A 23,956-nucleotide genomic window follows, 5' to 3' on the forward strand; every position below is an offset into this window, starting at 1 on the left:
TTTGTTTTCCTATGTATTTAAACTGTCACACATATTACTCCTTACGTTATGGCACAATTAAGCCTGAACAATTACTAGCTATTGCCTCAGAAAATGGGGTTCAAACCCTAGCACTTACAGATATAAACAGCACTACAGCCTGTTTAGACGTAATGCGCCTTTCCAAGAAATATAAGATAAAACCTGTTCTTGGTGTAGATTTTAGAAACAAGGCACATCAAGAATTTATTCTCATTGCAAAGAATAACAATGGATTTAAAAATATAAATGATTATTTATCTAAATTTCTTCATAATCGTGATTTAAAAATTCCTGAACGACCTGACGTTATTTTGGAAGACTGTTTCGTGATTTATCCCTACCAAAAAGGCAAGAATTTCAACTTAAAATCTAATGAGTTTTTAGGCATTACACCTAAAGACCTTAATCATTTAAAATTTTCGAAATGGAGTCAATTTAGAGAGAAATTAGTGGTATTGAAAACCGTTTCTTTTCAAAATAAAAAAGGATTTAATACACATCGTTTACTACGTGCTATTGATAATAATACCTTATTGAGTAAGCTACCAAAAACTGAAGAAGGTAGCGAACATGATATGATGTTGCCTTATGAGAAACTGTGTCATACATATTCTGAATTTCCAAAATTGATACATAATACAAAACAACTTTTAGAGGATTGTAGCATTGATTTCAATTTTGAAAATAACGAGCCCAAAAATCAAAAGTGTTTGACTGAAAATGAAGCTTCAGACTATGCCCTATTAGAAAAACTGACCTATGCTGGTATTCCCTATCGTTATGGTAATGATGCTGAGCCAAAAATTTACCAACGTATTAAAAAAGAACTTCATATAATAAAAGAGAAAGGCTTTGTATCCTATTTTCTAATCAATTGGAAAATCTTAGAATATGCACGTAGCAAAGGATATTTCTACGTTGGTCGCGGAAGTGGTGCCAATAGTATTATTGCATATTTGCTTCGTATTACAGATGTAGATCCTATTGAGCTAGATCTGTACTTTGAGCGTTTTATTAATCTCTTTCGACAAAATCCGCCAGATTTTGATATCGACTTTTCCTGGAAGGATAGAGATGATATTACACATTTCATTTTCGACAATTTTAAGAATACAGCTTTAATAACGGTTTATAACACCTTTAAATTCAAAGCTTCTGTACGCGAATTGGGTAAAGTATTTGGTTTACCAAAGTCTGAAATGGATATGCTAACACGAGGTAAGTTTAATATCAGTCAGTTGGACAGGCTCTCGCAACTCGTTCTTAAATACAGCCAATATATTGAGGGGTTTCCCAACTACTTAGGCATTCATGCAGGTGGTATTTTAATTTCGGAAAAGCCGATTCATTATTATGGTGCCACATTTATGCCTCCTAAAGGGTTTCCCACCACGCAATTTGATATGGTCGTTGCAGAAGATATTGGACTCTACAAGTTCGATATATTAAGTCAACGCGGTTTAGGGAAAATTAAAGATGCCGTAGACATTGTAGCGTATAACCATCCTCATCAACCAAAACTCGACATTCACGATATCAAGCGGTTTAAACAAGACGAACGCATAAAACATCTATTGCGCAACGCTAAAGCCATTGGTTGCTTTTATGTAGAATCGCCTGCCATGCGCATGCTGCTAAAAAAACTACAAGTAGATAACTATTTAGGTTTAGTCGCTGCGAGTTCCGTAATTCGTCCTGGTGTGGCTAAAAGTGGCATGATGCGTCAATACATTTTGCGTTATCGTTATCCTGAAAAGCGAAAAGAAGCACATCCTGTATTAGCAGAACTAATGCCAGAAACATTTGGTGTTATGGTCTATCAAGAAGATGTGATTAAAGTGGCGCATCATTTTGGCGGTTTGGATTTGGGCGAAGCTGATATGTTACGTCGTGGTATGTCTGGTAAATTCCGTTCGCGTGACGAGTTTTTAAAAGTGAAACAACAATTTTTTGACAACTGCATAAACGATGGAAAACCTTATGAGTTTGTGGCTGACGTATGGCGACAAATTGAAAGTTTTGCTGGCTATGCCTTTGCAAAAGGTCATTCGGCATCCTATGCAGTTGAGAGCTATCAAAGTCTGTTCTTAAAAGCCTATTATCCTTTGGAATATATGACGGCCACTATCAACAATTTTGGTGGATTTTACCAAACAGAGCTTTACGTTCACGAGGCCAGAATGCATGGTGGAAAAATTGAAGCGCCTTGCATAAACACTAGTTTTGCACCAGCCATTATCAATGGTGACGTTATTTTTTTAGGCTTTATGTTTTTGCAATCCTTAGAATCTAAAACCATAGAGCGTATTCTTGACGAACGCGAAAATTACGGATTGTTTAAATCTCTTGATGATTTTATAGAGCGTGTTCCTATTTCTGTAGAACAGATTACCATTCTTATAAAAATAAATGCGTTTCGCTTTACTGGAATTAATAAGCGTGAGCTGTTATGGGAAGCACATCTAAAAATCAGTAAAACTATTACTCAAGAACATATTGTTACACTATTTAAAACACAGCGTATCAATTACAATACACCAGAATTGCCGAGTACGGCATTGGAAAATGCCTTTGATGAAATAGAGCTATTAGGTTTTCCGCTATGCAATCCCTTTCACTTATTAGAGCAACCATCCACGAGTAAATTACGTGCAAATCATCTGCTAAGGCTAGAGGGAAAATTTGTAAAAATTGAAGGCTATTTGGTGACAACAAAAAACACAAAAACCGCCAATGGAAAGTTGATGCACTTCGGGACGTTTTTGGATCGTGATGGTGATTTTATAGATACGGTTCACTTTCCACCTATCGCAGCAAAATATCCTTTTAGAGGAAAAGGGATTTATGAAATTATAGGAAAAGTGATGATAGAATTCGATTGTGTTACTATTGAAGTTTCAAAGCTAGAGCGTCTGGCTATTATTGAAGATCCACGCTATTCCATAAAATCATTAAATCCAACATTTCAAAGGAAGAAAAGTTTCAAAGACCTTAAAGCACAATATGAATAATAATCGCTCTATAGTACACATGGATTTAGACACCTTTTTTGTGTCTTGCGAACGCTTACTCGACAGCCGACTTAATGGGAAACCTGTACTTATTGGTGGAACTAGTGATCGTGGTGTTGTCGCTTCTTGTAGCTATGAAGCTCGAAAATTCGGAATCCATTCTGCCATGCCTATGCGTATGGCAAAACAGCTTTGTCCAGAAGCTATTGTGCTTAGGGGAAATTCTGGCATTTATACTAAATTTTCTAATGACGTCACAGAAGTTATAAAAGAAAGTGTGCCACTTTATGAAAAAACATCCATTGATGAGTTTTATCTGGACCTCACAGGAATGGATAAATTTTTTGGCTGCCATAAATTAGCTTCAGAATTGCGGCAACGTATTATCAGAGAAACTGGCTTACCCATTTCTTTTGGATTGTCACTAAATAAAACGGTTTCGAAAATTGCAACAGGCGAGGCGAAACCCAACAATGAAATTAGAATTATTTCTGGTGATGAAAAGCCGTTTTTAGCACCACTTTCGGTAAAGAAGATTCCAATGGTTGGTAATGTAACTTATAAGGCCTTATGCGATTTAGGTGTAAAACGTATAAAAACTGTACAAGACATGCCTATGGAACTGATGCATAAAGTCTTGGGTAAAAATGGATTATCCATCTGGAAAAAAGCAAACGGTATTGATAACAGTCCTGTAATACAATACCATGAGCGTAAGTCTATTTCTACAGAACGCACCTTTGGGCAAGACACTACAGATATGCATAAGCTTAAAGGCCTGGTCATTGCTATGGCAGAAAATTTGGCTTTCCAACTGCGCCGTGGTCATAAGCTCACGGCTTGTATCACTTTTAAAATTCGATATTCCGATTTTCAAACCTATACACAACAGCAGCGTATTCCTTACAGCGCCATGGATCACAACATTATTCCTGTGGTGTTGGATTTATTTAAAAAACTTTATAATCGTAGATTATTAGTGCGTCTCATTGGTGTAAAGTTTAGTCATTTGGTAGAAGGTGGTCATCAAGTCAACCTTTTTGAAGATAACGAGATGCATCTCAATTTAGCAAATGCCATGGATAAGATGCGCAAACGTTATGGCGATAGGGTTGTAATGAGTGCCGCTGGTATGGAAGCTAAAACCATTAGTCGCTGGAATCCTTTTAATGGGGAACCACCACCTCTATTGGCGAATAGGCATCAGTAGTTAATCTTGTATGTACTCTAGGATATCACTTGGCTGACAGTCTAGTGCTTTGCAAATAGCTTCTAATGTAGAAAATCGTATAGCCTTAGCCTTACCCGATTTTAATATAGAAAGATTAGCCTCGGTAATGCCTATGATTTCTGCGAGCTCCTTGCTTTTCATGTTACGTTCTGAGAGTACTATGTCAAGATTTACTTTAATAGACATAGCTTAGATGGTTAAGTCGTTTTCTTCTTTCATCGTCTTAGCATCATTAAGCACTTTACTTATTAGCATCAAAAATAATCCTATAGCAATAACAAATAAATAAACCAATGTTGTTTCACTTAAACCAATCGAAATTCTAAACTTAAAAAACACATCACTTATCCAATCAATACTCCATGCAGAAATGGCTGAAATTATCATAAGCTTCCCAGAAATCTCTAAAACTCTTATAAGTTTATAATTATAAAAATCATTTTTTAAAAATAGTTTAGTAGCCTTTCTCAAATTCCAAAGCGCATTAATAAAAATAACATAAACTCCTAGCCTTAAGACGGTATAAACATAAGGCATTGCTTCGGTTTTAAAATTTATTAAGTCCACCCTTAGATTGACAACATCCTGTTTTATACCAAGGAGCAACATCAAAAAAAAGAAAACCCCCAAACCAATCCCCATTAGAAGAAGAAAAATTATAACGTTTAGTATTGAATAAAGTGTTTTTGCTGAATTCATAAAATTATTGTTTTACGATAACAAATATATAAAAATTATTGAAAAACAATAATTTTTATATATCATATTTTAGTGAACTAATACTTTTTCAACTTAGAAATAATTCTACCTTTGCCGAAAATTAGACTTAAAATGAGTTTTAAAACCAATTTTCTTTATATAGCTATATCAGTATTAGGAACTTGCACTCTGTTCGCACAAAACCTACCTTTAGAAGAATTAGATTCGGTTACAGTAACCTCTACACAGCGTATTAATCTACCCTTTAAAAAAAATTCTAGAACTATAACTATTATCACAAAAGCAGATATTAAAAACAGTGCTGCGGTTAACGTTGCCGACTTATTGCAGCAAGTGGCTGGTGTGGATATTCGTCGTCGTGGTACAGGCGGAAGTCAAGCTGACCTTTATATTCGTGGCGGTGGTTTTGACCAAACGCTTTTACTGATTGATGGCATAAAAATGGACGACTCCCAAACAGGACATCATACCATGAATGCCGCACTACCTATAGAAGTTATTGAGCGTATAGAAATTGTAAAAGGTCCTGCAGCTCGTGTTTTTGGACAGAATGCATTTACAGGAGCTATTAATATTGTGACTAAAAAAACTGTAGAAAACACGGTTTCTGCAAATATAGAAGCAGGTTCGTTTGGACAATTAAACGGAAATGTAACTGCCGGTGTAGATTTAGAAAACTCATCGCACATTGTTCATGTTGGGCGTGTCACTTCTGAAGGCTATCGCTTTAACTCGGACTACGATAATGCCAACTATTTTATAAAAAGCACCTTTAACGAAGACAAGCAACCTATACAAATGATTGCCACGTTTATGGAGCGTAAATTTGGTGCACAAAACTTTTACACACCGCCAAGTCGTGGATTTACCGAATACGAAGAAACTCAAAACAGCTTAGTTGCCTTTACGACCACTTTTAAAAATGAAAAATTTAAAATATCGCCGCGTATGTATTGGAGACGTAACCAAGACATGTTTTTATTAAGGCGGGAAGACCCTTCGTTTTTTAGAAACTTTCACATCACAAATAAAGTCGGCGCAGAAGCCAATGCATCATATAGTTCAAATTTAGGAATTACAGGTTTTGGTCTAGATTTAGCTAGTGTCTCTATTAATAGTAACAACTTAGGAAATAGAGACCGTTTTATGGCTACTGCGTTCTTAGAACATCGTTTTAAATTAGATAATGGAAAATTAGATATAACACCAGGCGTGGCTATGACCTACTTTTCGGACTTTAAGTTTAATGCCTTCCCCGGAATTGACATAGGATATGCTATTACAAATAACCTAAGAGCTTATGGTAATGTTGGTTTTACCTACAGAATACCAACGTATACAGATTTGTTTTACAGCGATCCAGCAACTGCAGGAAATCCAGATTTAGAACCCGAAGAAGCTTTTGCCCAAGAAATAGGCTTAAAATACTTCTCTCCAAAATTTAACGCATCTATTGCTGTGTTTAATAGAGATGCCGAAAATTTAATAGATTACATCAGACCTAACGTAAACGAAGGTATTTTTACAGCTACAAATATTAGAGAAGTAAATACTAAAGGTCTTGAATTTGATGCTGCTTATAATTTTAAAATTTCAGAATTTAATCAGACGCTAGGTTTTGGTTATTCTTATTTAGATGATAATATAATGGACCAAAATCCTGAATTATCTAGGTATTCTTTAAATACATTAAGGCATCAATTTATTACAAGATTAAGTACACAATTGTTTAAAAACATACGACAAAATATTGTTTATAAACATGCTGAACGTACTACAGGCCAAAGTTATAATGTTTGGGACGCTTCATTGGTAATGAAACTAAAACAAATGGAATTCACTGTTACAGCTAGCAATATTTTTGACGCAGATTATATCGAGGCTGGTTTTGTTCCTATGCCACCAAGCAATGTGTTATTCGGGTTACGATATACACTAAACTAAAAAAAAGGCTTTAAAATTATAAAAGCTGTCTAAAAGGTATTTTTTAGACAGCTTTTTTGTTTGTGTATATTTCAAAAAATATTTACCATCTACTGTAACAAAACCAAAGTTCCATCTACTGATATATAGAAAGTAAATTGAACCTGCGTATTTTAAACGTTCAATTTTATTTGAACTAACCATCAAAAAACTTCAAACACGTCCTAATTACAGGAATTTAAATGCATCTTTTTTATAAAAATGCAGCATTTTTTGACGGCATAATTCACGTAAAACTACTTTCCAAATCAACAATCAAAATCTAATTTAGATTGTATATTTATTAACGTATCTAAACCGATGTAATTATGATAGACTGGTTTTCTAATTTGGAGTTTTTCTCTAAAGTGTATTGGAGTATTGCGCTAATTGGCTCAATCGTATTCGTAGTTGTAATGCTCATGGCATTTGCAGGTGGAGATGCTGATGATATTGGCGATTTGGATTCTGATATGGATGCTGATGTTGGTGCTGGATTTCAGTTTATAAGTTTTAAAAATTTAGTAGGCTTCTTTACCATTTTTGGTTGGAGCGGTATTGCTTGCATCGATGCCGGTCTAGGGACTATTCCTACGATTATCATTTCTGTAGTTTGCGGACTACTAATGATGTTTATTATGGCAACACTATTTTATTTTATTTACAAACTCAGCGACAGTGGTACGTTAGATTATAAAAACGCTATTGATGCCGTTGGCGAAGTTTATTTAACCATTGGCGCAGACCGCTCTAAAATGGGAAAAGTTAGCGTAACTATACAAGGCACAATGCGCGAGCTAGATGCCCTTACTGATTCTCTTACTGATTTAAAATCTGGTACTATTATAAAAGTCGTTGATGTGACCTCCAACGGTATTTTAATCGTAGCTCAAAATAAAAAGCCTATAGAGGCTTTACAACTTGACATGAATGACACCAAAAAATTAAATGCTTAATATCTTAAATACTAACCTATGAAATACTCTTTTTTCCTCTTACAAAACATGCTAGAAGGCATTGGTTCTACAATGACTATTCTGTTTGTTGCACTGTTTGTTATTTTAACTTTGTTTATACTTATTAAACGCTATAAACGCTGTCCGTCGGACCGTATATTAGTTGTTTACGGTAAAGTTGGTGGTGGTCAGTCTGCCAAATGTATTCATGGTGGTGCCGCCTTTATCATTCCAGTTATTCAAGATTATGAGTACTTAGATTTAACACCTATTTCTATTGAAGTTAATCTGGTAAATGCACTTTCTAAACAAAATATTCGTGTTAACGTACCATCGCGTTTTACAATAGGTGTATCTACAGAGCCTGGCGTTATGCAAAACGCTGCCGAGCGTTTGTTGGGCTTAGGTTTACAAGACATCCAGGAGCTAGCCAAAGAAATTATTTTTGGTCAATTGCGTTTGGTTGTGGCTTCGATGGATATTGAAGAAATTAATAACGACCGTGATAAGTTTTTAACCAATATTTCGCAATCTGTAGAAACCGAATTAAAGAAAGTAGGTCTAAAATTAATCAACGTAAATATTACAGATATTGTAGATGAGTCTGGCTATATCGAAGCTTTAGGAAAAGAGGCTGCGGCACATGCCATTAACGCAGCACGTAAGTCGGTTGCAGAAAAAACCAGAGATGGTTCTATTGGTGAAGCCAACGCTGTACAAGACGAAAAAACCCAAGTAGCTGCTGCAAATGCAAAAGCGGTTGAGGGCGAAAATGCTGCTAAAATTTCGGTAGCCAATTCCGATTCGTTACGTCGTCAGCGCGAAGCAGAGGCTGAGCGTGTGGCTATAGCTGCAGAAAAAGTACAGTCGGCAAAAGCCTTAGAAGAGTCTTATGCTGCTGAGCAACAAGCCGAATTGGCAAGAGCAGAGCGCGAGCGTTCGTCTCAAATGGCAGATGTTATTGTCCCTGCGGAAATTGATAAACGCAAAGTAGAAATTGATGCCGAAGCTGAAGCTGAGCGTATTAGAAGACGTGCTAAAGGTGAGGCCGATGCTATATTGTTTAAGGCACAAGCTGAAGCAAAAGGTTTGTATGAAGTCTTAACAAAGCAAGCTGCAGGTTTAGACGAAATTGTAAAAGCTGCGGGTAATAGTTCTAAAGATGCTGTTTTATTATTAATTGCAGACAAATTACCAGAGTTGGTAAAAACGCAAGCAGAAGCTATTAAGAATATAAAAATAGATAAAGTAACTGTTTGGGAAAATGGTGGCGGAAAAGATGGTAAATCATCGACCTCTAACTTTATTTCTGGCATGTACAAAGCCGTACCGCCATTACAAGAAATGTTTAATATGGCTGGTATGGATTTACCTGAGTACTTAAAAGGTAAAGACAAAAAAGAGATAGAGGCAGACGATGCTGAAGTTGAAAATTCAGATAGTAAATAACTCTCATTTTTTAGTAAGACGACCCCAAGAAAAAGAATTCTTGGGGTCTTTCTTTAAAGAACAATTAATTAAAATTGATAACGTTTTATTAATTTTGAAGTATAAAATCAGTCAATCTTGGAATTAAATCTACAAGACATTCCTCGTGTAAAAACGATTACCAAAGAGGATTTTATTAAACACTACTTTAAACCTCAAAAGCCTGTAGTAATTGAGCGTTTTATTGAAGATTGGCCTGCATATTCCAAATGGAATCTTGACTACATGAAAGAGATAGCAGGAGATAAAATCGTGCCTCTTTACGATGACAGACCCGTAGATTATAAAGATGGATTTAACGAGGCTCATGCTAAAATGAAGATGAGCGACTATGTAGATTTATTAAAACGAGAGCCAACCAAATTCAGAATTTTTCTATGGAATATCTTAAAAGAAGTACCACAACTTCAGAACGATTTTGATTATCCCGATTTTGGTTTACGCCTTATGAAAGGCTTACCAATGCTATTCTTTGGCGGAAGAGATTCGTACACGTTTATGCATTATGATATTGATTTGGCTAATATTTTTCATTTTCATTTTGAAGGAGAAAAACAATGCATCCTCTTTGATCAAAAGCAAAATAAACATTTGTATAAAATACCACATTCTTTAATCACACGAGAAGATATCGACTTTGCCAACCCAGATTTCGAAAAATGGCCTGCCCTTAAAAATGCAAAAGGTTGGGTTTGCAATCTTAACCATGGCGAAGTACTTTATATGCCAGAAGGCTACTGGCATTATATGCGCTACATTACACCAGGATTTTCTATGAGTTTGCGTGCTATTGCTCGTAATCCTAAAAATTTAGGTAAAGCCATATATAATGTATTTATTATGCGAAGTTTTGATAACATAATGCGACGTGTAAAAGGACAAAAATGGATAGATTGGAAGAATGAACAAGCCGTTTTAAGAACAAATAAGGCCCAAAACGCTATTTAATAAGTTCGTTAAGTTTTTCGTAAACTAGATTAGATTCCCAGCCGCGGTATAATAGATAGTCAGCGACTTTCTTTTTCTTTTTATAAATGTTTTTTTCTTTTACTTGAGCAATTCGCTTTTCTGTTAGTTCGTGTAGCGTTTGGTAATAGTCATCTATGTCGATTTCTTGTAATGCAGAATCGATACTATATTTAGAAATTTCGCGGAATTTCAATTCTCTAATAATTCTATTTTTTCCCCATTTCTTAATTCTAAATTTTCCTCTTGCAAACGCCTTAGCAAAACGTTCTTCGTTCAGATAATTTTCTGCTATCAAATGCACCATGATTTGGTCGATTGCTTCAGGAATCATTTTCATTGCTTTTAGTTTATCTCTTACCTCTTTGTGACAACGTTCTTGATACGTGCAGAAATTTTCTACAACTTTTTGCGCATCGTCGATAGAATATGTTTTATTTGATAACATCGGGTAAAAATATATAGAATTTGTTAATAAAACCTCTGAAAAATAATACCTTACGCCCGTTTTAAGAATTAATTTATTTTCTTTTATTGCATACTACTAATTTATCTCTTCCCCCAATGATAAAAAATTACATTTATCTACCAAAGAGCCTTTTGTTTTTTTCATTTTCAAGAATTAATATTCAAAAGCGTAACTTAGTTACTATTACCCTTATTTTTTTTATTCTTAATTGTTTTGGTCAAGCCTCGGATTTGTTTATTTCCGAGTACATTGAAGGTTCAGGCAACAATAAATATCTAGAGATTTACAACGGTACTGGAGCTAGTGTAGACTTGTCGGATTATGAACTACGACTTTACAGCAATGGCTCGGGTACGCCAAGTGACACTAACACATTAGCTGGTCTTTTACCTGATACTGGAGTTATAGTATACAGTAACTCAAGCGCGACTTTATATACTGGTACCACTTTAAACCTTTCGACAATTAATTTTAATGGTGATGATGCTATCGCACTATATAAAATATCAACATCTAGTTTTGTGGATATTTTTGGTGTCATTGGTGACGACCCTGGAACTCAATGGGTAAGTGGAGGTAACGGCACAGCAAACCGAACTTGGGTTAGACAAAGCTCAATTTGTGGTGGTATTACAACAAACCCCAGTGGTACTGGCTCAGGCGCTTTTATAACGCTAGGTACAGAGTGGACAGCATATGCTCAAGATACCGTTTCCAATTTAGGTAGCCATACTGCAAGTTGCGCAAGTTGCACTCCCACACATACAATTACATCATTTTCCCCTACCGAAGGTCCTGTAAATACGCAAATTACCATATCTGGCAGTGGTTTTACAGGTTCTAGTACAGTAACCATAGGTGGCCAAAGTGCTACCATTGTGTCACAAACATCTACAGAGCTTAGTGTTATTTTACCAAGTGGTACAACATCAGGAGTTATTACAATCACTGAGGCTGGGTGCGATACTTCAACTGCTTCTGAGTTTACAATTCTGTCTTCAAACTTTACTAGTTGTGATGGGGTCGTATCACCTTCTGAATTATTTATTTCACAACTGACAGATGCTACTTCTGGTAGTTTATCTTATATAGAATTATACAATGGTACTGGTGCTACTGTAGACTTAAGTGACTATACCTTACAAGTACGTTATAATGCTGGTGCCACTGTTAGTACAATACCTCTAAGCGGATTGTTAGCTAATGACGATACTTTTGTAGCCTCAACAACCATTGACACACCGTGTTCTTCTGTTACTGGTGCAGATGGTAGTTTAAGTGAACAAACATCGGTCATTAGTGGTATTAATGCAGGTAATAATAACTCTGATTGTATATCACTTTACAGGAATTATGTGTCAAGTGCTTCGCCAGGGACTTTGGTAGATGTTTGGGGAGATTGTGGTGATAATAATTGGATGAGTTCTCTTGGAATAGGTAATGAAGGTTATAATTTTAGTCGATTGACATCAGTAACAGCGCCAAGTACAACTTTTTCCGCTGGTGATTGGACTATTGTAGATTGGGAAGATGATGCTTGTACAGATGATGATTACAGTGATATTGATAATTACACCACTGGATTACCTCCTTCAATTTCCTCAATTACACCTACTATTGATTCTTGTGGTGGTAGCGGAAGTATTACAGTTGTTGCTTCGGAAGGATTTGATGGCGTGGGAGACACCAAAGATTTGGTATATCTCTGGTATAGTTTAGTTCCTGGAGATGTAAGTTGGACTTTATTAACAGATACTGGAGTGTACTCTAATACCAGTACAAATACTCTAAATATATCTTCTACTTTAGGTTTAGATGGTTATCAGTATTATTGCGAAGTTAGAGAAAACGATGCGAGTTGCTACATTGTTTCTGAGACAGTTTCGGTTTCTGTTCCAACAGCTTCATGGAATGGAACGACTTGGTTATGGAACGATGGTACTGCAAATGGTACTGCTCCAAATACTGGCACAGTTGTATATATAAACGATGACTATGACACATCTGCTCAAGGCAGTTTTAGCGCTTGTAGTTTAGTCATAAATAATGCCAGTATTCTGAATGTTAATAATGGTAATTATGTTGAAGTGATTAATGATGTTTTGGTTAATGATGGCCGAATTACAACGCAAACAAGAGGTAGTTTTGTACAACAAGGTGATAATACAGATGCTGGTACCTTTACCTTAGGCGCTAGCGGCAACTCAGATGTGAATAAAACCACATCGCCGCTTACAAACTGGTACGACTATACCTATTGGAGTTCTCCTGTAGAGGATGCCACAACAGATGTGGCACTATTTGCCTCTGACCCTAATAGACGATTCTATTTTAATGCCGCCAACTATCTCGATGTTGTAATTAACAGCACAGGAGCTAATGGAACAGATGGTGTTGACGATAATGGCGATGACTGGGCTTTAGCTTCTGGAAGCTTTTTAATGACACCTGGTCAAGGTTTTGCAGCAACACATAGTACAATTGGTTTTATCTCTGGTAACTCATATTCGTACAATTTTGATGGCGCTTATAATACCGGTGATATTAATTATCCGTTAGTCTATACATCTCCAAATGCCCTACATTGGAATTTAATTGGCAATCCATATCCTTCTGCTATAGATGCCGACGCTTTTTTTGCTGTTAATGGGGAAGATACCGCTTCTGGAGCAAGCGATATCCTTTACGATGTCTTATACATGTGGTCTCATGTAAGTCCTCCTGAAGGCACTAACCCAGGAAATGAGGTCTTAAACTTTAATCAAAACGATTATATAACCATAAACGCCGTTGGCGAAGCTGGTAATGGCACAACTGCTCCTCCTTCTCGTAAAGTACCATCTGGTCAAGCATTCTTCGTTGCTTCAAAAGCATCAAACAATGTGCTTTTTACAAACAGTATGCGTGTTAGTGGCAATAATGCTAATGACGAATTTTATAGAACTAATACAACTGAAAATACAGTTAGCAATACTGAACGATTATATCTTAACCTAAGCTCTACTGTGGGTATATATAGCCAAATTTGTGTGGCGTATGCAGATATAGCTACAGATGGTTATGACGGAAAATCTATAGATACTGAAAGAAACTACGCTGGTAACGCAGGTGTTCTCTATTCTTTGGATAACACTGGAAACGGCTTTTATGTTATTCAAGGCAAGGCATTTTCTAGCCTTAATGAAGACGAAGTCATTAGAATAGGGTTTGGTACTTATATCTCAACTAATGAGACCTATACCATTGATGCTATTAAAACAGAAGGAACTTTTATGTCCTCTAATCCTATTTACTTAAAAGATAATCTTCTTAATACTGTTCACGATTTAACAGAATCTAGCTATACGTTTAACTCGGATGGCGGTACTTTCGAGGACAGGTTTGAAATCGTGTTTAAAAACCAGGCATTATCTGTTTCTGATAATGAATTTGATGGGAATGATTTAACCATCATAGAGCAAGAAGATGACCTCGTGAAATTCCAATTAAACTCAAATTCAGTTTCTATTGAAACTATATCTATCTACGATTTACAAGGACGTTTAATTTACAATTTAGAAGGAAATTCTAATATCGAAGTTTATAACTTATCTAATCTAAAATCTCAAGTTTATATTGCCAAAATAGAGTTATCTAATGGTAGTACTATTAGTAAAAAAGCGGTTAAAAAATAAACATAGACATATAATGCACTAAGAAAACGGGCTGTCTGAAGAGTTAGTGTTTTGTCAATCTGAACTTGTTTCAGATTCTGAAATTCAGAATGACAGATTTTCATAATTTTCGAACAGGCCTTTTCACATACTATATTTTACAGAAATGATTAAATTTCTTCCTGCGCCTGATATACCGGAAGAATATGGTCTATAACGTTGGTCTGTTATATTTTCTATACTTGTATTAATTTCGAAACTAGAATTTAGACTATATCGTACTCTAAAGTTAAGCGTGTACCACGATGGCGAATAAGGATTTCCGTTACGGTCTATAGCATATAAATAGTCTTTACTAATTTCTGAAGGTGCTAAGTCTTCAAATGCTAATTCATTGTTATATACAGCAAAAGCATCGAAATTAAATTTTTTGTGATTATAAATTAGATGAGTTCTACCAAAACTTGGGGCAATATGCCTAACAGGGGCTTCGATACCATTAGCTTCTTCTACGCCTCCTAGTATATTATACTGCGACCGCAATTTTAGGTCTTCGGAAAAGTTAATTTCTGCTCCAACCTCGAAACCGTAGATATATTCTTCAGATGCGTTCTGTATAGATTGTACTGTACTTAACTCACCATCGTATAGTATTTCACTATTCCCATTTAAGGTAGAATTTCTTCGAATTAAGGCATCATTCAGGTATGTATAATAGGTTGCTAGGTCCAGACGCAATTTATTGTTAAAGTTTAGTTTTAATCCAAGCTCTGCGCCATAGGCATATTCAGCATCTAGTTTATTATTAGGTATAACCACAGCGCCTGGCTCAGAGTCAAACACTTTACCAATATCATCGATATTTGGAGCTCTAAAGGCTGTTGACGCATTAAAATTCCACTCTATAATATCGTTTGGTATCCATCTGATTCCGGCTGTGCCTGTAAACGCGCCTGTATTAATTTCTGAAGTATTGAAAGGTAAATTTAAAAATGCATTATTCGCGGTAAAATCTGCACTGGCAATAACATGGTTATACCTAATCCCAGACTGAAATACAAATTTATCGTTTGGCTTATATTTATAACTTGTATACGCCGCCATAGATTGCCAAGTTGAGCCATCTGGATATCGAGAAAGAGCATCACTATTTTGGTTTGTAGTAATATCTGTTTCTACACCAGATGAGCCCACGTAATTAAATAAATATTCTATACCATAGAACAAGCTAGACTTAGGATTAAGCGTTTTTTCCAAGTCTAAATTAAAAGAAAAAGCATCTACAGTTTCTGAACGTGTCCTTCTAACATCTGACTGAAAATTTCTATCTATTCTACTTTCCTGAAAATTCTGATATGCCAATGTACCTTGAATTTTGTCATAGAACGACGAATTACTACTAGTTTTAGTCACCGTTAAATTACTCATAAACCATTTTTGCGGGCCATAATTCCACTCCGCAGAACGCAATCCGTCGCTACTTGGTCTAATTAGGCGGTCGTACCTGCCATATTCTGAGGTTGTAGAATAGTGCAATCCTAAATCGAACTTAAGGTTATCTGCAGGCTCATAATGTACTTTTTGCATTAGGTTTAGTTGGTTGTAGCCTGTAGGTTTCTGAATTAAAGGGTCGGGATTATCTACTAACACATCTACTCCATTTTCAGTTTGGACAAACTGATTTCTTAAATAATCTTCTGGACCATGCCTTCCCATTCTCAAATCATCAAAATCCGTATAACTAATACTGGTTAAGAAACCCCATTTTTTATATCCTAAATTAACGTCTGCATGAGCCGTATTTTCGTTATTAGCCGAAGCATATCTTAGAACAGCGTTGGTTTTTAGAAATAATTCGTCCTTGTAGGATAATTGCGGCTTTTTTGTATAAAAACTCATCACACCACCAATAGCATCACTTCCGTAAACCACGGACCCTGAACCTAAGGTAACTTCTGCTTTCTGAATGGAAAAAGGGTCAATAGATATTACATTTTGAAGATTTCCGCCTCTAAATATGGCGTTGTTCATACGAACGCCATCTACAGCTATTAGCAATCGATTGGTAGAAAAACCTCTTATCATTGGGCTACCGCCACCTAACTGACTTTTTTGTACAAATATATTTCCTGTAGCGGCTAGCGCATCAGCACTTGTTTGTGGATTTACCGAAGCTATATCACGTGCCGTAACACTAACTATTCGTTGAGGTATATCTTTTTTGTCTTGCTCGAATTTTGAAGCTGAAACAACGACCTCGTTTAAGCCTTCAATATTAAAAAATAAATATACCACGTTACCGCGATTAATAATTTCGGACTTTTTTAGTGCTAATTTATTGTATAAGAAATTCTGAAAGTATATTGTTTCGTTAGCACTAAAAATATCAATAGACACTTTACCATTAATATCTGTAATAACAGATTTATCTTTTTTTAAGTTATACAAAACAACACCTGGTATAGGTTCTTCGGTAGATGCTTCAAAAACAGAAATTACTTGTGTATGCGCTACTAAAGTGAGCAGCATAATTAAAGAAGATATAATCTTTGTCTTAGAAAATTTCAAGGTGAAAACTGTATAAATGTCTAGCGAAAAACATCGCTTAAAACAGTTAATGATTTTGGTTTTTTAAAGCCTTCCAAATGTAATTCAAAATATAATAATAGCATACTTAAAAAGTCATGACGCTCTTTTGAATTCATTTTTACTGATGATAAGGCATCAAAATTTATGCCCTGTAGCTCTTTTAACAGTGTTAAATTTTTACCTGAAATGGAATAATGACCTTTGGACACATCTTCGAAATAACCAGTAACAAGATTAAAATATGCCGAATCGGTCTTTGCCTTATCTGGTTGAAATCCCAAATACCTAGATAATTTTAAAAGAAATAACAAATGAAAATTAGCAAAACTATCCTCACTATCTAGATATTGAAAGGCTGTTTCTATAAACTCATATAAGTTTTCGTTTTTCTCTTCTTCTTTTAACACATTAGACATTAATTCCGAAAGAAATAACACAATAGCACTTTTGTAGACATTTGTATGTAGCGTACTATAAATGTAGCTGGGTTTTATATCCTTGAGAAAGTGCAGCGTTTGATTGGGTTTGTAGTTTTCCTCTACAGCTAATTGCATTAATGGTTGAAAATAAACGGACTTTGCTCTACTAGACTTAGTGTTTTTTAAACCACCTTTAATTAGGTAACTTACTGTACCTCTGTGCTTTGTATAAGCTTTTACAATGAGGTCGTAATCCTTATACTTTAATTTACTTAGAACAATAATATTAGATTTGGTAAGCATATATGGTACTGCTATCGGATAATTAGCAGCTTTATTATTTTACTCTCGAAAGTATCTAGGTCATTAATTATAATTAGATAGACACCAGAGGCTACAATATTATTAGCTAGATTTTTACCATTCCATATAGCTGTACCGCCATCAATAGCAAAATTGTTACTTAAGTTACTATTTCTACGGTTAACTCTAGACTGTGCTTCTGCAACGAGATTGCCTGTTACATCTGTAATCTTTATATTAACATTTTCGGTGAGACCAACAATTTTCACACCTTTATTAATATCGTTTAAGTCGTTCGACCCTAAAATGTTATATTCTGGCCGTACTGGGTTTGGATAGGCATAAGCTTCACTTAATTCTTCTACAGGAGAAGAACCGCCTGCTCTAAAAGACAACAACCCATTTGGGGTTGAAAAATAAACCGTACCGTTACTTTCGTCTATAGAAATATCATTTATGGCATTTACTGGTAATGGCGAATTATCTTTCGTAAAATGATAAATGGTGGTCTGCCCATTTGGTGTAAAATAAAAAACACCTGAATCTTGAGTTCCAATCCATTTGTTATTAGAACCATCTACTTCTATATCTGTAATCGCCTGATTCTCTAAAAGCTCTCGTGCCAAACCATCTTCTAAAAAAATAATTGGCTCTACTTGAGGGTTCTCATCTCCGAAAAATCCAGATGTATTAAATAAAACTCTTAACCCAAAAGCTGTTCCTATCCATAACTGACCAGAGTTATCAACGGCAAGTGATCTAATCCAAGTTGTCGGAAAACCTTGGGTTTCGTCTTTAATTTGTTTAATCCTTGGACTTTCATTTTCATTAAAGGCAATTAGTCCATTAAAGAAAGTCGCTATCCATTTTGTACCTGTATTATTATCTATGGCTATATCGTAAAAACCAATCTCATCGTCTACAGGATCCTGAATAAAATCTGCAAAACTAAATGTACGCCATTGGTTGCTAGAAGGATTGTACGATTTTAAAGCCAAATCGACCTTACTGGTAAGATTCCATAAATTACCCTCATTGTCAAATTCTGAAACTCCAGTTCTTATATCTACAAATCCAGAAGTATTTTGTAAGGATTGAAGCGGACTATTAGTTTCGTCAAAAACATTGGTTGGTTCAAAATTATTGAATTCTAAAATTCCGTCTATAAACGAGCTAACAAATACTTGACTAGGATTGTCCGGATTAATGGTAATTTTATTAAGCTCTCGCATACCCAAAAGACTATCAAACGGAATATTTTGCCAATCTTCATCTCTTAATATGCTAACACCTCTACTGTTTAGAGGAAAAGGATTTAAAAACTGGTCGTGCTCTCCAAAAGTAACCCAAATACCATTATTAAAAGCTTGGATTCTAAATCCGTTATTTCGTAGTGGTCCATCGGGTCTTATTTCTAAAAAAGTAGTTAAGTCGCTAATACTAGTTCTCAAAAGCCCTTTAGACGTAGTTCCTAAATAAAAATCTGTGCCAAAACTAGTCGCTGAAGTAAATGTAGTATCAAAATCTTGTGGCTGATTTATTTGGGCTATTAAACTAGCCTGAGAATTAAATACAAATACATTTTGCTGAGTTGTATATAGTAATTGTCCTTCTGTTGCTTCTGAATCTAATGGTAAGATATTAAAGGTAAAAACAGTATTTGGTATATCATTTACAAACTCAACCAAATTACGATCTGTCCTTAGGCCATACAAACGACCTTCAACAGTCTCTATAGATACGTAACTTCCTGTAGTTATTGTTTGCCACTGACTAGCATCTATTAAATTTGGATTGGTTAATAATCCTTTTCTAACACCGTTTCCGACATTACAAGCTGCGTATATAAAGTTATTATTAACCGTGGTTTTCTCCACAGGTATTTGTGCGTTATTATTGCCTATAAAATAGGTGTCGCCAAACTCTAACCGCTGTAAATCGAAAACAGAAATACCAAAATCGGTGGATATATAAGCAAATCCTTCGTGCTCATTAAAATCATTAATGGTTTTAATACTTGGGTCTATACTTTCCTTTTCTAGAATATCTACAACGGTTAGTACGCTTTGGTCCGACTCGAAATAAATTTCTATAAGCCCTGTCTTATACCCAATAAGAAGTAAATCGTTGGTTGTACTATATTCTATAGTAGAAATAAGCTCACCTGATAATCCTTGAATTGTAGTGATTTTTTCAACTTCGTTAGTATTTACATCATAGCTAAAAACTACATTTTCTGATGCTGCGTAAATTTTGGTTTGACTTTTGGTAACATCAATAATTTCAAAAAACGAAAAGTAATCTTGCCATAAAGCAGAAAAATCTTGGGATATAGCCTCTTGCACGCAAAATAAGGTCAGAAAAAATACTAACAGGTATCGCTTAAGCATTGTTGTTTTTAAGTTTGTTCAAATATATTTATTAGTAACGTTATAATTAATGATATCATATACAAAAAAAGCTTCTGCTTATATACGCAGAAGCTTTTTATACCATTTTAGAATTCAATTAAACTATTCCTTGCGCCAACATTGCATCTGCCACTTTAACAAATCCGGCAATATTTGCACCTCTAATATAATCTATTGAGCCATCTTCATTCTTTCCATATTCTACACAAGAGTCATGTATATCTTCCATAATATCTTTAAGACGTGCATCGACTTCTTCTCTGGACCAGCTTAGACGTAATGAGTTTTGACTCATCTCTAAACCAGATGTTGCAACACCACCTGCATTAGATGCCTTTCCTGGTGCAAATAAGATTTTTGCGTTTTGGAATTCGTGAATGGCTTCTGGAGTAGATGGCATATTTGCACCTTCGGAAACACAGATACAACCATTTTTAATTAGTTGTTTTGCTTCTTCTCCATTTAATTCATTCTGCGTTGCACATGGTAGGGCAATATCACATGCCACAGACCACGGTCTTTCGCCTTCAAAAAACTTAGCATTCGGATATTTATCGACATACTCACTAATGCGCCCTCTTTTTTCATTTTTAAGCTTCATAACAAAAGCTAATTTATCGGAGTCAATACCATCTTCATCTAAAATATATCCTCCAGAATCTGAAAGCGTAAGTACTTTAGCTCCTAATTCTATTGCTTTTTCTGCCGCATACTGCGCAACGTTTCCAGAGCCAGAAATAACAACTGTCTTTCCATCAAAAGAATCGTTTTTGGTCTTAAGCATATTTTCCGCAAAATACACATTACCATATCCTGTCGCCTCTGGTCTTATTAAAGAACCACCCCAAGATTGACCTTTACCTGTTAGCACACCAGTAAAAGAATTTTTAAGTTTTTTATACATACCAAACATAAATCCTATTTCGCGAGCGCCCACACCGATATCTCCTGCAGGTACATCTGTGTTATGACCAATATGCCTGAATAATTCTGACATGAATGCGTGACAGAAACGCATAATCTCGTTATCACTTTTACCTTTTGGGTCAAAGTCAGAGCCTCCTTTTCCGCCACCCATAGGAAGCGTAGTCAAGGCATTTTTAAATACTTGTTCGAATGCTAAGAATTTTAAGATACTTGCATTAACAGAAGGATGAAAGCGCAATCCGCCTTTATAAGGCCCAATTGCAGAATTCATCTGAATTCTGTAACCTCTATTAACTTGTATTTCTCCAGAATCATCTACCCAACACACTCTAAAAGAGATCAGTCTTTCTGGCTCGCACATACGCAATAAAATGTTTTTACCATGGTAAATATCGTGTTCTACGATATAAGGAATTACTGTTTCAGCAACTTCCTGAACGGCTTGTAAAAATTCTGGCTCATGACCATTTCGCTCTTTAACAAGGTCTAAAAAGGCATCTATTTTATCTTTCATTTAAAAAGTTTTTAATGTATTCTTAATAATAAGCAACAAAGATACGTTATCTGTAAAAATTTAGGTTTATTTTTTTAATATTATCAATAAGTTTTTAAACTATAATTTTTAGTTTAGATTTATTCAACAAAACAATATTTTTGCATTTCGTCCGTTTTATTTGGTATTTCGTCGATATTTTATATATTTGCTCATGTCTAAATTTAAAAAGACTTAACCTATGGCCACAAAATTGAGGCAATTTTTAGCAGTTTGTACTTTAGTTTGTGCGTCATTTTTCGCCCAAGCACAGTTTGGCTTTTCTCACGAAGTTGGTGTTATTGCTGGTCCAGTGCAGTTTAGGTCCGATTTTGGACAACGTTTTAATGAAGAAAATAATATTGGTAATACTGGCTATGGCGTTGGTATAATACATTACATAAATTTTTCTTACAGAGCGGACTGTAATTGCTACACATCCGATACTTATTTTAATGACCACTTTAAATTAAGGAGTGAAATTTCTTACAATAAAACGAAGTTAGACCATTTTGGGAGATGGGTTGATGACACCCAATTTGGTATTGATGCACAGCGTTTAAGAGCTCATTCTGGTGAAGCAGAAAATTTTGATATAGGTATGCAACTTGAGTATTTCCCTTTAAGTATTAGGGCATTTTCTTCTCATGCAGGTGGTTGGGCTCCGTTTATAAGTTTTGGCGTTCATTATACAACATCAAATCCAAAACAATTCACAACTTTTGCACGTCAAGGTGGTAGTGGTATATCTGACCAAAATGTTTTCAACCCTGATAATATTTATGGCCCATGGATACAAGCAAGTAACGGAGAATACCCAATAGATACAAGTCAGATAAATGCCTGGTCTGTAGTTTCTAGTGTAGGTACACGTTATAAATTAACGATACTCTCTGACCTGATGATTGACCTGAGATTTCAGTATTATTTTAGTGATTGGATTGATGGTCTAAACCATAAATTACCTTCAAATAAATTTAATGATGTCCTTGTATGGTTAAATTTTGGGTACATCTACTATTTGGATTAAAAAAGTTACTTTATTAAAGCAGAAGCAGCTATTATCCTATCGCTTGCTCTAAATCTGCAATTAAATCGGCTGTATCTTCAATACCTACACTTAATCGAATTAAAGAGTCTACTATTCCTGTTTTTTCGCGTTCTTCTTTAGGGATGCTGGCATGAGTCATACTTGCTGGATGACCCGCCAACGACTCTACGCCGCCGAGAGATTCTGCCAATGTGAACACTTTTAAATTTTCCACGATCTTAATCACTTCATTATAATTATTCCCTTTAGTAACAAATGACACCATGCCCCCAAAATCTTTCATTTGAGACTTGGCTATATCATGATTTGGATGGTGTTGTAATCCTGGCCAATATACCTTATCGATTTTTGGGTGATTTGCTAAATATTCTGCAACAGCTTTTCCGTTCTCACAATGACGCTGCATTCGCACATGCAATGTTTTTATTCCTCTTAATGCTAAAAAACAATCCTGAGGGCCACAGATGGCACCACTAGCATTTTGAATAAAATAAAGTTGATCTGCTAATTCCTTATCTCTAACAACAAGTCCTCCTAGAATTAAATCAGAATGTCCTCCTAAATACTTTGTTACAGAATGCATAACAATATCAGCTCCCAAATCTAATGGTTGCTGTAAATATGGCGTTGCAAATGTATTATCAACTGCCAGCAGAACGTTTCTACGTTTAGCTATTTCGGCAATTGTTTTAATGTCTATAACATTCATCATAGGGTTTGTTGGTGTTTCTACCCAAATTAGTTTTGTATTCTGGTTAATGTAATCTTCGATACTAGAAGCGTTTTCCATGCCTATAAAATGAAATTTCATTCCAAACTTCTTATAGATTTTTGTAAATAACCTATAGCTTCCACCATATAAATCGTTTGTAGAAACTACCTCATCACCAGGTTTTAATAACTTTAATACAGCATCGATTGCTGCCAATCCCGAACCAAATGCTATTCCAAAACTTCCGTTTTCTAAACTTGCTAAAGCATTTTCCAGAGCATCACGCGTGGGATTATGCGTTCGGGAATATTCGTAGCCTTTATGTCCTCCAGGAGTCGATTGCGCGTAAGTAGACGTCTGGTAAATTGGTGGCATCACAGACCCATAAGCCGGATCTAGCTTTTGTCCACCATGTATTGCTTTGGTATTAAATTTCATCTTTATTTTATTTTAAAAAAAACTTATCTATTCTAAGGCATGAAGAAAATCCTTCCAAACCATAACAAATTTAATCCTTAATTCGTTGTATTCAAAT

16 protein-coding genes are annotated in these 23,956 nt (G+C 35.3%); 8 read left to right on the top strand and 8 right to left on the bottom strand.

What is annotated here, in order from left to right; translation table 11 throughout:
• Positions 1 to 11: 11 nt before the first annotated feature.
• On the top strand, positions 12 to 3,032 hold the full coding sequence (locus DFQ05_RS07075; RefSeq protein ID WP_132704697.1) for a DNA polymerase III subunit alpha: 3,021 nt from the start codon (positions 12 to 14) through the stop codon (positions 3,030 to 3,032).
• A complete protein-coding gene (gene dinB, locus DFQ05_RS07080) occupies positions 3,025 to 4,242 on the top strand; it encodes a DNA polymerase IV (RefSeq protein WP_132704698.1) in 1,218 nt (405 codons plus the stop codon). Before DFQ05_RS07075 ends, dinB begins: the two co-directional genes overlap by 8 nt.
• Here the strand turns inward: dinB and DFQ05_RS07085 are convergent, their stop codons facing one another.
• Both DFQ05_RS07085 and DFQ05_RS07090 read right to left on the bottom strand, forming a co-directional pair.
• The gene (locus DFQ05_RS07085) at positions 4,243 to 4,449 is read right to left on the bottom strand and encodes a helix-turn-helix domain-containing protein (RefSeq protein WP_132704699.1); all 207 of its coding nucleotides are present in this window, start codon (positions 4,447 to 4,449) and stop codon (positions 4,243 to 4,245) included. It abuts the gene before it with no gap.
• Between the two features lie 3 nt (positions 4,450 to 4,452).
• A complete protein-coding gene (locus DFQ05_RS07090) occupies positions 4,453 to 4,962 on the bottom strand; it encodes a DUF2975 domain-containing protein (RefSeq protein WP_132704700.1) in 510 nt (169 codons plus the stop codon).
• Between the two features lie 132 nt (positions 4,963 to 5,094).
• Here DFQ05_RS07090 and DFQ05_RS07095 point away from each other — a divergent pair, with 132 nt between their 5' ends.
• The 4 genes from DFQ05_RS07095 to DFQ05_RS07110 all read left to right on the top strand — a co-directional run bounded on the left by DFQ05_RS07095 (position 5,095) and on the right by DFQ05_RS07110 (position 10,337).
• Entirely contained in the window at positions 5,095 to 6,927 is a 1,833-nt protein-coding gene (locus tag DFQ05_RS07095) for a TonB-dependent receptor plug domain-containing protein (protein ID WP_132704701.1), read from the top strand.
• Between the two features lie 347 nt (positions 6,928 to 7,274).
• A complete protein-coding gene (locus tag DFQ05_RS07100; RefSeq protein WP_132704702.1) occupies positions 7,275 to 7,901 on the top strand; it encodes a hypothetical protein in 627 nt (208 codons plus the stop codon).
• Positions 7,902 to 7,973: 72 nt separating this feature from the next.
• Entirely contained in the window at positions 7,974 to 9,350 is a 1,377-nt protein-coding gene (locus DFQ05_RS07105; protein WP_241974245.1) for a flotillin family protein, read from the top strand.
• A 117-nt stretch (positions 9,351 to 9,467) separates the two neighbouring features.
• Entirely contained in the window at positions 9,468 to 10,337 is an 870-nt protein-coding gene (locus tag DFQ05_RS07110) for a cupin-like domain-containing protein (RefSeq protein ID WP_132704703.1), read from the top strand.
• On the opposite strand, the gene DFQ05_RS07115 is transcribed toward DFQ05_RS07110, so the two are convergent.
• Complete coding sequence (locus DFQ05_RS07115) at positions 10,330 to 10,803, bottom strand: regulatory protein RecX (RefSeq protein WP_132704704.1); 474 nt, start codon at positions 10,801 to 10,803, stop codon at positions 10,330 to 10,332. The genes DFQ05_RS07110 and DFQ05_RS07115 overlap by 8 nt on opposite strands.
• Positions 10,804 to 10,919: 116 nt before the next feature.
• Between DFQ05_RS07115 and DFQ05_RS07120 the strand changes: the two genes are divergently transcribed.
• The gene (locus DFQ05_RS07120) at positions 10,920 to 14,498 is read left to right on the top strand and encodes a lamin tail domain-containing protein (protein WP_132704705.1); all 3,579 of its coding nucleotides are present in this window, start codon (positions 10,920 to 10,922) and stop codon (positions 14,496 to 14,498) included.
• A gap of 123 nt (positions 14,499 to 14,621) precedes the next feature.
• Here the strand turns inward: DFQ05_RS07120 and DFQ05_RS07125 are convergent, their stop codons facing one another.
• From DFQ05_RS07125 to gdhA, 4 genes are all read right to left on the bottom strand, one after another.
• Positions 14,622 to 17,006 carry a TonB-dependent receptor gene (locus DFQ05_RS07125; protein WP_132704706.1) on the bottom strand — a complete coding sequence of 795 codons (2,385 nt, stop codon included), beginning with the start codon at positions 17,004 to 17,006 and terminating at the stop codon, positions 14,622 to 14,624.
• A 59-nt stretch (positions 17,007 to 17,065) separates the two neighbouring features.
• Complete coding sequence (gene recO, locus DFQ05_RS07130; RefSeq protein WP_132704707.1) at positions 17,066 to 17,788, bottom strand: DNA repair protein RecO; 723 nt, start codon at positions 17,786 to 17,788, stop codon at positions 17,066 to 17,068.
• Positions 17,789 to 17,799: 11 nt separating this feature from the next.
• Entirely contained in the window at positions 17,800 to 20,178 is a 2,379-nt protein-coding gene (porZ, locus tag DFQ05_RS07135) for a type IX secretion system anionic LPS delivery protein PorZ (RefSeq protein WP_132704708.1), read from the bottom strand.
• A gap of 118 nt (positions 20,179 to 20,296) precedes the next feature.
• Positions 20,297 to 21,640, bottom strand: a complete 1,344-nt coding sequence (gene gdhA, locus DFQ05_RS07140) for an NADP-specific glutamate dehydrogenase (RefSeq protein ID WP_132704709.1) — start codon at positions 21,638 to 21,640, stop codon at positions 20,297 to 20,299.
• Positions 21,641 to 21,860: 220 nt separating this feature from the next.
• On the opposite strand from gdhA, the gene DFQ05_RS07145 reads away from it, so the two are divergent.
• Complete coding sequence (locus tag DFQ05_RS07145; RefSeq protein WP_132704710.1) at positions 21,861 to 22,688, top strand: THC0290_0291 family protein; 828 nt, start codon at positions 21,861 to 21,863, stop codon at positions 22,686 to 22,688.
• Between the two features lie 31 nt (positions 22,689 to 22,719).
• Here DFQ05_RS07145 and DFQ05_RS07150 read toward each other — a convergent pair whose 3' ends face one another.
• Complete coding sequence (locus tag DFQ05_RS07150) at positions 22,720 to 23,859, bottom strand: cystathionine gamma-synthase (protein ID WP_132704711.1); 1,140 nt, start codon at positions 23,857 to 23,859, stop codon at positions 22,720 to 22,722.
• Between the last annotated feature and the right edge of the window lie 97 nt (positions 23,860 to 23,956).

Source organism: Winogradskyella wandonensis (assembly GCF_004346845.1).
GTDB lineage: Bacteria > Bacteroidota > Bacteroidia > Flavobacteriales > Flavobacteriaceae > Winogradskyella > Winogradskyella wandonensis.